This window comes from Cellulosimicrobium cellulans (assembly GCF_042723955.1).
GTDB lineage: Bacteria > Actinomycetota > Actinomycetes > Actinomycetales > Cellulomonadaceae > Cellulosimicrobium > Cellulosimicrobium cellulans_H.
Window position 1 is genome coordinate 5,917 of the sequence record NZ_JBHXIC010000106.1, and the last position, 7,233, is coordinate 13,149.

General features: G+C 75.5%; 7 protein-coding genes, 1 tRNA gene and 1 riboswitch. Of the genes, 3 read left to right on the plus strand and 5 right to left on the minus strand.

The genetic code is table 11. The features are described 5' to 3' along the window. Positions 1 to 177 precede the first annotated feature (177 nt). The gene (locus ACFWH7_RS18960) at positions 178 to 930 is read right to left on the minus strand and encodes a TenA family protein (protein WP_378218881.1); all 753 of its coding nucleotides are present in this window, start codon (positions 928 to 930) and stop codon (positions 178 to 180) included. Next, positions 921 to 1,045: riboswitch (TPP riboswitch) on the minus strand. (Overlaps the previous gene by 10 nt.) Before the next feature lie 89 nt (positions 1,046 to 1,134). Here ACFWH7_RS18960 and ACFWH7_RS18965 point away from each other — a divergent pair. The 3 genes from ACFWH7_RS18965 to ACFWH7_RS18975 all read left to right on the plus strand — a co-directional run bounded on the left by ACFWH7_RS18965 (position 1,135) and on the right by ACFWH7_RS18975 (position 3,220). Further along, complete coding sequence (locus ACFWH7_RS18965) at positions 1,135 to 2,061, plus strand: VOC family protein (RefSeq protein WP_378218883.1); 927 nt, start codon at positions 1,135 to 1,137, stop codon at positions 2,059 to 2,061. Next, positions 2,058 to 2,702: an alpha/beta hydrolase gene (locus tag ACFWH7_RS18970; RefSeq protein WP_378218885.1), complete on the plus strand. Its 645-nt coding sequence runs from the start codon at positions 2,058 to 2,060 to the stop codon at positions 2,700 to 2,702. Before ACFWH7_RS18965 ends, ACFWH7_RS18970 begins: the two co-directional genes overlap by 4 nt. 116 nt (positions 2,703 to 2,818) lie before the next feature. Beyond that, positions 2,819 to 3,220: a VOC family protein gene (locus tag ACFWH7_RS18975; RefSeq protein WP_378218887.1), complete on the plus strand. Its 402-nt coding sequence runs from the start codon at positions 2,819 to 2,821 to the stop codon at positions 3,218 to 3,220. Between the two features lie 6 nt (positions 3,221 to 3,226). Here ACFWH7_RS18975 and ACFWH7_RS18980 read toward each other — a convergent pair. The 4 genes from ACFWH7_RS18980 to ACFWH7_RS18995 all read right to left on the minus strand — a co-directional run bounded on the left by ACFWH7_RS18980 (position 3,227) and on the right by ACFWH7_RS18995 (position 6,989). Then, positions 3,227 to 3,300 (minus strand) — tRNA-Leu (locus ACFWH7_RS18980). A 246-nt stretch (positions 3,301 to 3,546) separates the two neighbouring features. Then, positions 3,547 to 5,037, minus strand: a complete 1,491-nt coding sequence (locus ACFWH7_RS18985) for an NAD(P)/FAD-dependent oxidoreductase (protein WP_047234132.1) — start codon at positions 5,035 to 5,037, stop codon at positions 3,547 to 3,549. A gap of 186 nt (positions 5,038 to 5,223) precedes the next feature. Beyond that, positions 5,224 to 6,657, minus strand: a complete 1,434-nt coding sequence (locus ACFWH7_RS18990) for a hypothetical protein (RefSeq protein ID WP_378218889.1) — start codon at positions 6,655 to 6,657, stop codon at positions 5,224 to 5,226. Beyond that, positions 6,657 to 6,989: a PadR family transcriptional regulator gene (locus tag ACFWH7_RS18995; RefSeq protein ID WP_047234130.1), complete on the minus strand. Its 333-nt coding sequence runs from the start codon at positions 6,987 to 6,989 to the stop codon at positions 6,657 to 6,659. The genes ACFWH7_RS18990 and ACFWH7_RS18995 overlap by 1 nt, the downstream gene beginning before the upstream one ends. Positions 6,990 to 7,233: the final 244 nt, after the last annotated feature.

Here is a 7,233-nt window from a genome sequence, read left to right on the forward strand (position 1 = left end):
CGGCCCGCCCCGCGCTCCTCCCCCCGCCCCCCCCCCCGCCGCGCCCTCCCCCCCCCCGCCCCCCGGGGGGTCCGCCCCCCCCCGCGCGGCGAGGATCTGCTGCTGGCGTAAGGCCCGACGTCGGGCACTCCCGGTCCCGGTCCCGGTCCCGGTCCCGGTCCCGGTCCCGGAGCGACGTCACCACCGCTCGAGGGACCACGCCATCTGCCAGAACCGGATCTCGTGCTGGCAGCTCAGCTCGAACGCGCGCTCCATGCGGGCACGCTCGGCCTCGCCCGCGTCGGCGGCGAGCGCGTCGAGGCGTGCCCGGAGGTCGGCCAGGACGCCCTCGGTGCGCTCGGCGGCGTAGAACTCCCACCAGCCCGCGAGCGGGTGGTCGTCCGCGATCGCGCCGGGCGTCGTGTCCCGCTCGGCGAGCCAGAACCGCCGCGCCGACCAGATGTAGGTCCACGGGCACGGCAGGAGCGCGGCGAGCAGCACGCCGAGCGAGTCGCGGCCCGCGGCGAGCATGTGGTCGACGTAGGCCTGCGCGCTCGGGGCGAGGCGGTTCGTCTGCGCCTCCTCGTACGTGACGCCGAGAAAGTCGCACATCGCGTGGTGCGCGTGCGACTCGTCGTCGAGCAGGAACCCCGCCTTCTCGTGGAAGTACGCGGCCCACCCGCGGTCCGGCGCGAGCGCCATGCCGAGCCCGTAGCAGCGCAGGTACGCCGTGAGGTACTGGTGGTCCTGGCCGACGTAGTGCCGCACCGCGGCGGGCTCGACCGACCCGTCGCGCAGACCGGCGAGGAACGGGTGGTCGTAGAACTCGTCGAAGAGGTGCGCGTACCGGCGGGCGAGGTCGACCGTGAAGCCGGTCTCCCCCTTCCGGACGAGCGCGGTCGGGTCGTCCGCGAGGACAGGGTTCAGGGTGATGGCAGCAGGCGTCGTCATGCCCACGTTCCTCCGCTCGTGCTAGCGAGATCAGGTTCGACGGGTCCGCGCGGCCGTACCGCTCGTCTCAGTCCCTCGGCCCGGTTGCCCGGGCGGGACGCCCCGCGTGGTTCGCCGCGACCCTAGCAAGGGAGCGCGGCCGACGTCACGAGCATCCGAGGGCGTGTGGGAATATAGTTGTAGCGACAACAAGTTGGAGCAGACATGACCACGAGCACCCCCGGCGCGCCGACCGACCGCCTCCTGTCCCCGTCCACGAGCATGGACGCCGTCACGCTGCGCGTCGGCGACCTCGAGCAGATGACGTCCTACTACACGGGCGCGTTCGCCCTCGCCCCGCTCGAGGAGCGCTCGCGCGGCACCGAGGTGCACCGCGTGCTCGGCCGCGGCATGACGCCCATGCTTCGCCTCGTGCACACGCCCGGGCTGCCCGCCGTCGACCGGCGCCAGGCCGGCCTGTTCCACACGGCGTTCCTGTTCGACGACGCCCCGAGCCTCGCCGCGACCGTCTACCGCGCGGCGCAGGACCGCCGGGGGTCGTTCGTCGGCTCGAGCGACCACCTCGTCAGCGAGGCGTTCTACTTCACCGACCCCGAGGGCAACGGCGTCGAGCTGTACACCGACCGCCCGCGCGAGACGTGGGTGCGCGAGCGGGGGCAGATCCTCATGGCCACCGAGTACCTGGACCCGAACGCGTACCTGCGCGCGAACCTCTCCCAGGACGCGCTCGACGCCGGGCCCTCGCTCGCCGGGCGCGTGGGGCACGTCCACCTCCAGGTCGGCGACATCGCGACCGCCCACGACTTCTACGTCGAGGCCGTCGGGTTCGAGGCCACGGTCACCGAGTACAGCGGCGCCCTGTTCGCGTCCGCCGGCGGGTACCACCACCACGTCGCGATGAACGTCTGGAACAGCGCCGGCGCCGGGCCGCGCGCCGCGAGCCTCGGTCTCGGGGACGTGGCGATCACCGTGCCCGGCCGCGACGACCTCGACGCGCTCGTCGCCCGCCTACGCTCCCGCGGGCTGCAGCACGCCGACGACGGCCGCTCCGTCGTCGTGCACGACCCGTGGGACACGCGCGTCACGCTGACCGTGCCCGGCACGACGACCGACGAGCTGCTCGCGCGATGAGCGCCCCGGCCTCCCTCGTCGCCGTCCGGTCCGACGCGGACCCGGCGGGCCCGCTCGCCACCGGGCCCGTCGTCGTGCTGCTGCACGGGTACGGCTCGCACGAGCACGACCTCGCCGGGCTCGGCCCGCACCTCGGTGCGCCCTGGGTCTCGCTGCGCGCCCCGCTCGCCCTCCCCCACGGCGGCTTCGCATGGTTCCCGATCGTCACGCCCGGCGACCCCGACCCCGAGCCCGTCGCGCGCGCAACCGAGGCGGTCTGGGCGTGGCTCGACGCCGAGCTCGGGCCCGAGCGGCGGGTCGTGCCCGTCGGGTTCTCCCAGGGCGGCCTCATGGCGACGCAGCTCCTGCGCACGCGCCCCGAGCGCGTGGCGGCGACCGTCGTCCTCGGCGGGTTCGTCCAGGCCGCGGAGCAGCCCGCCGACGCTGCGCTCGCCGCGTCGCGCCCGCCCGTCTTCTGGGGCCGGGGCGCCGACGACCGGGTCATCGCGCCGCACGCGGTCGACCGCACCGCCGCGTGGCTGCCGGACCGCTCGACGCTCGTCGAGCGCGTGTACCCCGGCCTCGCGCACGGCATCGACGCGCGCGAGCTCGCCGACGTCCGGGCGTTCCTCGACGGCGCCCTGGGGCACGCGGCCGCCTGACGCGGACCGGGGCGGACCGTCCCGACGGCGGGCGATACCCGGTCCGGGGCGCGCGACCGGCGTCGGGCGCGCACGATGGGAGCACACCCAGCCGTGCGCACCGAGGAGCCAGGCCGATGTTCCGCAGCCTCTTCCCGATCCTCTCCGTGGCCGACGTGGAGCGGTCGCTCGTCTTCTACCGCGACCTGCTGCGCGGGACCGTCGAGTACGCGTTCCCCGACGACGGACCGCCCGTGTACGTGAGCGTGCACGTCGGCGGGTCGCCGCTCGGGATCGGGCGCGACGACGGCACGATGCCGGACGGCGTCGCGCGCACCGCGCTGTGGGTGTACGTCGACGACTGCGACCGCGCCGTCGAGCACCTCGCCGCGGCAGGCGTGCCGGTGCTCCAGCCGCCCACGGACCAGCCGTGGGGCGAGCGCGTCGCGCGCGTGCAGGACCCGGACGGCACCGTCGTGATCCTCGGCCAGGAGGCCGCGCCGCCGCCGGAGCCCGACGGCCCGACCGGGCTCTCCTAGCCTCGGTGCCCCCACCGGGACTCGAACCCGGAACACGCCGGGTTTAAGCCGGCCGCCTCTGCCAGTTGGGCCATGGGGGCGCGGGGCCGAATCTACCGCGATCGCGGCGCTCCCCGGGCCGTCGGCGTCGACCGGCCCGGACGCCGCGGGGGGGGGGGGGCCGCGCGCGCCCCCCCCCGCGCCGGGGGGGGGGGGGGGGTGCGCCCCCCGGCCCCCCGCGCGGGGGCGCCCGCCCCGCCCCCCCCCGCGGGGGGGGGCGCGCCCCGGGCGGGCCCCCCCTCGTCGTCGGGCAGGTGCCGGGGATCCCCGGCGGGTGCGGACGGGCGTCAGGACGCCTTGGCCGCCGGCGTCCGGTCGTCGGCGTCGACGGTGCCCGTGCCGGACTCCGCCGCGGCCGCCGAGCCCTGCGCGGTCTGCTTGACCGGCTCGCCGTCCTTCTTGGGCGGGACCGACGCGGCGCGGAACTCCGCGCGCGGGTCGTGCAGGGAGCCGAGCGACACGAGCTCGCGGCCCAGGAGGAACTGCCCGATCCAGCCGATGAAGATGCGGATCTTGCGGTTGCCCGTGGGCATCGCCATGACGTGGTAGCTGCGGTGCATGAGCCACGCGAGCACGCCGCGCAGCTTGAACACGCCGAACAGCTCCGCGACGCCCTTGTACAGGCCGAGGGACGCGACCGTACCGACGCTCTTGTGGCGGTACTCAACCGGCTTCTCGCTGTGCAGCTCGAGCGCGAGGTTGTCGGCCAGGCGCGTGGCCTCGCGGATCGCGTGCTGCGCGTTCGGCGGGCAGAACTTGCCCGGGTTGAGCACGTCCGGGACCGCGGCGCAGTCGCCCGCGGCCCACGCGTTCGGGACGACGTTGCCGTCGGCGTCCGCGACCTGGAGCGTCGGGAGCACCGTGACGCGGCCCATCTTGTCCACGGGGAGGTCGGAGGCCTCCTTGATGACCGGGTTCGCCTTGACGCCCGCGGTCCACACGATCGTGTCGGAGTCGAACTCGACGCCCGTCGACGTGACGACGTGACCGTCCACGCACGACGACAGGAACGTGTTGAGGTGGAACTCGATGCCGCGCTTCTTCAGCTCCTCGAGCGCGTAGCCCGCCATGGGCTCGCTGAGCTCGGGCAGGATGCGCCCGGCGCCCTCGATCATGACGAAGCGGAGGTCCTTCTCCTCGATCGTCGCGTAGTTGCGGGTCGCGTAGCGCGCCATGTCCTCGATCTCGGCGATCGCCTCGACGCCCGCGAACCCGCCGCCGACGAACGTGAACGTCAGCATGCGACGGCGCAGCTGCTCGTCCCACGTGGACGACGCGACGTCCATGCGGTTGAGCACGTGGTTGCGGACCGCGATGGCCTCCTCCACGTTCTTGAAGCCGATCGCGTTCTCCGCGAGCCCGGGGATGGGGAGCGTGCGCGACACCGAGCCGAGGCCGACGATCAGGTGGTCGTACGTGACCGAGTAGTCGTCGCCCTCCTCCGGGTGGATCGTCACGCGGCGCGCGCCGTGGTCGATCGCGACGACCTTGCCCTGGAGCACGTCGACGCCCTTCAGGGCGCGGCGGTGCGGCGCGACGACGTCGCGACCGTCGATCGAGCCCGCGGCCGCCTCGGGGAGGAAGGGCGCGTACGTCATGTACGGGCGCGGGTCGACGACGACGATCGCCGCCTCGCGGCGACCGAGCTTCTTGCGCAGTCGGCGCGCGGCGTACAGACCCACGGAGCCGCCGCCGAGGACGACGACGCGGGGCACCTTGCGGGGCCGCGGCGAAGCGGTCTGGGCACGGCTGACCGAGGTCAGGTCATTCTGAGGCATGGTTCCAGAGTATTACCGCTCGCGGCACTGGCGAGCCGGAGCGTCCGCCAGACGGGCGTGACGCGCCCCACGCTCACGCCGTGCAGGGGGCAGACGCGACATTCCGCCCGGTGCGGAAGGCGCGGAGCCCCGGGTCGATCCCCACGGCGACAAGCTGGGGAGCGGCCCAGGTTCAGCGTCGCCCGGTCAGCCGATCGCGCCGACGACGGGAGTCGGGCCCGCCGGCTGCGGCTGGGAGCCGCCCGCCGGCGGCGTGGGCGCGGGCTCGGGCACCGTGCCGTCCGCGGGGTCCGGCGCGTCGCCCGACGGCGCGGGGCCGCCCGGGTCGCCGGCGTCGCCGGTGCCCGGCTCCTCGGTGCCCGACGCCGCCTCGCCGGAACCCGCGCTCGACGGCACCGCGGTGGGCGCCTTGAGGAACGGCCACGGCATCTCGTGCGTGCGGGTCCCCGTCGCCGGGACGGGCCGCCCGTCGCCGTCTGCGTACTCGACGTCCTCTGCGGCGACCGCGCGCTGCGGGTAGACGTTCCAGCGCTCACGCCCGTCCGTCGAGAGCGTCGGCTGGAAGTACCACTCCCCCTCGACGTCCGGGACGGACCAGGATCCGTACGCACCGTCCTCCGTCACCGTGCGCACCGGCCGGCCGCGGTCGTCGAAGACCTGGACGTCGCGCACCGGGTCACCCGCCGCGTCGTACACGAACAGGTTGGACACCTGCATCCCGTCGACCCACACGCCGTCACCGCCGGGCCCTCCGCCGTCGTACGCGACCTGGTTCACCCCGACGCGCCCGTCAGCCACACCCTGCTGGTAGCCGCTCTCCCAGCCCGAGACGGAGGAGGACGCCCCGGCCGCCGCGGCGTGCAGGACGAGCGGTGCCGCGACGACCGCCGCCGCGACGGACAGCGGGCGCACGACCTTCGGCAGCCACGTCGTGGGCAGCCACCGACCCCTCCCCCACTGCACGCTCACCACGACGGCCGCGAGGACGACGACCCGGGCCGACAGGTCCGGAGGCAGCATCGCGATCTGGTACCCGCCGAACATCCAGAGCAGCAGCGTCGAGGCGACCCAGCCGCGCAGGATCCACCACGCGGGCGTCAGCGTCCGGAGGAACTCCATGACGGACGCCCACTGGGGGGTCGACGTCACGGGCCGCCACAGTGAGCGCCACCCGGACGAGAGGATCCCGCCGAGCACGAGCAGCCGCCCGCGCAGCCCGATGCGGGCGCGGCGCGCTCCGCCCTGCGCGGCGGCGGGCGGGAGCCCCGCGGCGGCGCGCAGCTCGGCGGCGTACTCCGCGGGCGGGCCGAAGAGCGCGACGAGGTCGAGGCCGGTGTCGTCGGGACCGGCGGCGAGGGGCGCGCCCGGGTCGGCGGCCGCGGCGGCGGAACCCTCGCCGGTCGCGCCTGCTGAAGCTCCGCGCCTCGGCAGCGCGCCCGGCGCGTCGACGACCGCCTCGGCGAGGTCGGCCTCGAGCCCGTCGGTGAGCTCTTCGACCTGCTCCGGGCGCAGGTCGGCGAGATGCGCGCGCACCTGCTGCGCGTACGCGTGGACGTGCCCGTAGAAGGCCAGGCCCACGGGTGCCCCGGCGGGCTGCTGCGCGGACGTCGTCGTGCTCATCAGGCGGCCACCTCTCCGGTCCGCAGCAGCGCGGACACGGTGCCCGCGAACGTCTGCCACTCCTTGCGGTGCAGGTCGAGCATCGCCCGGCCCTGCGCGTTGATCCCGTAGTACTTGCGGTGCGGCCCGGCGTCGGACGGCACGACGTACGTCGTCAGCGCCCCGCTCGCGTACAGGCGCCGCAGCGTCCCGTAGACCGACGCGTCCCCGACGTCGTCGAGCCCCGCGGCGCGCAGGCGTCGCACGACGTCGTACCCGTACCCGTCCTCGGCCTCGACCGCCGCGAGGACCGCGGCGTCGAGCACCCCCTTGAGCAGCTGCGTGGTGTCCATCCGACCCTCCGTCGGGCGTGGCCCTGGTCCGTCCCGGCACTCGGCCCGCCGGACGTGGCGGGCTCACGCGATACACACTACCGCGCGATGCGCGGTACTACGCACGGCGACACGCCGCACCCGTGTCCGTGGAGACGCGGGGCCCCGGGGGGGGGGGGGCCCCCCGGGGGGGGGGGGGGGGGGGCGCGGCGGGGGGGGGGGGGGGGGGGGGGGGGGCGGCGCGCGCCGCGCCGGACGGCTAGGG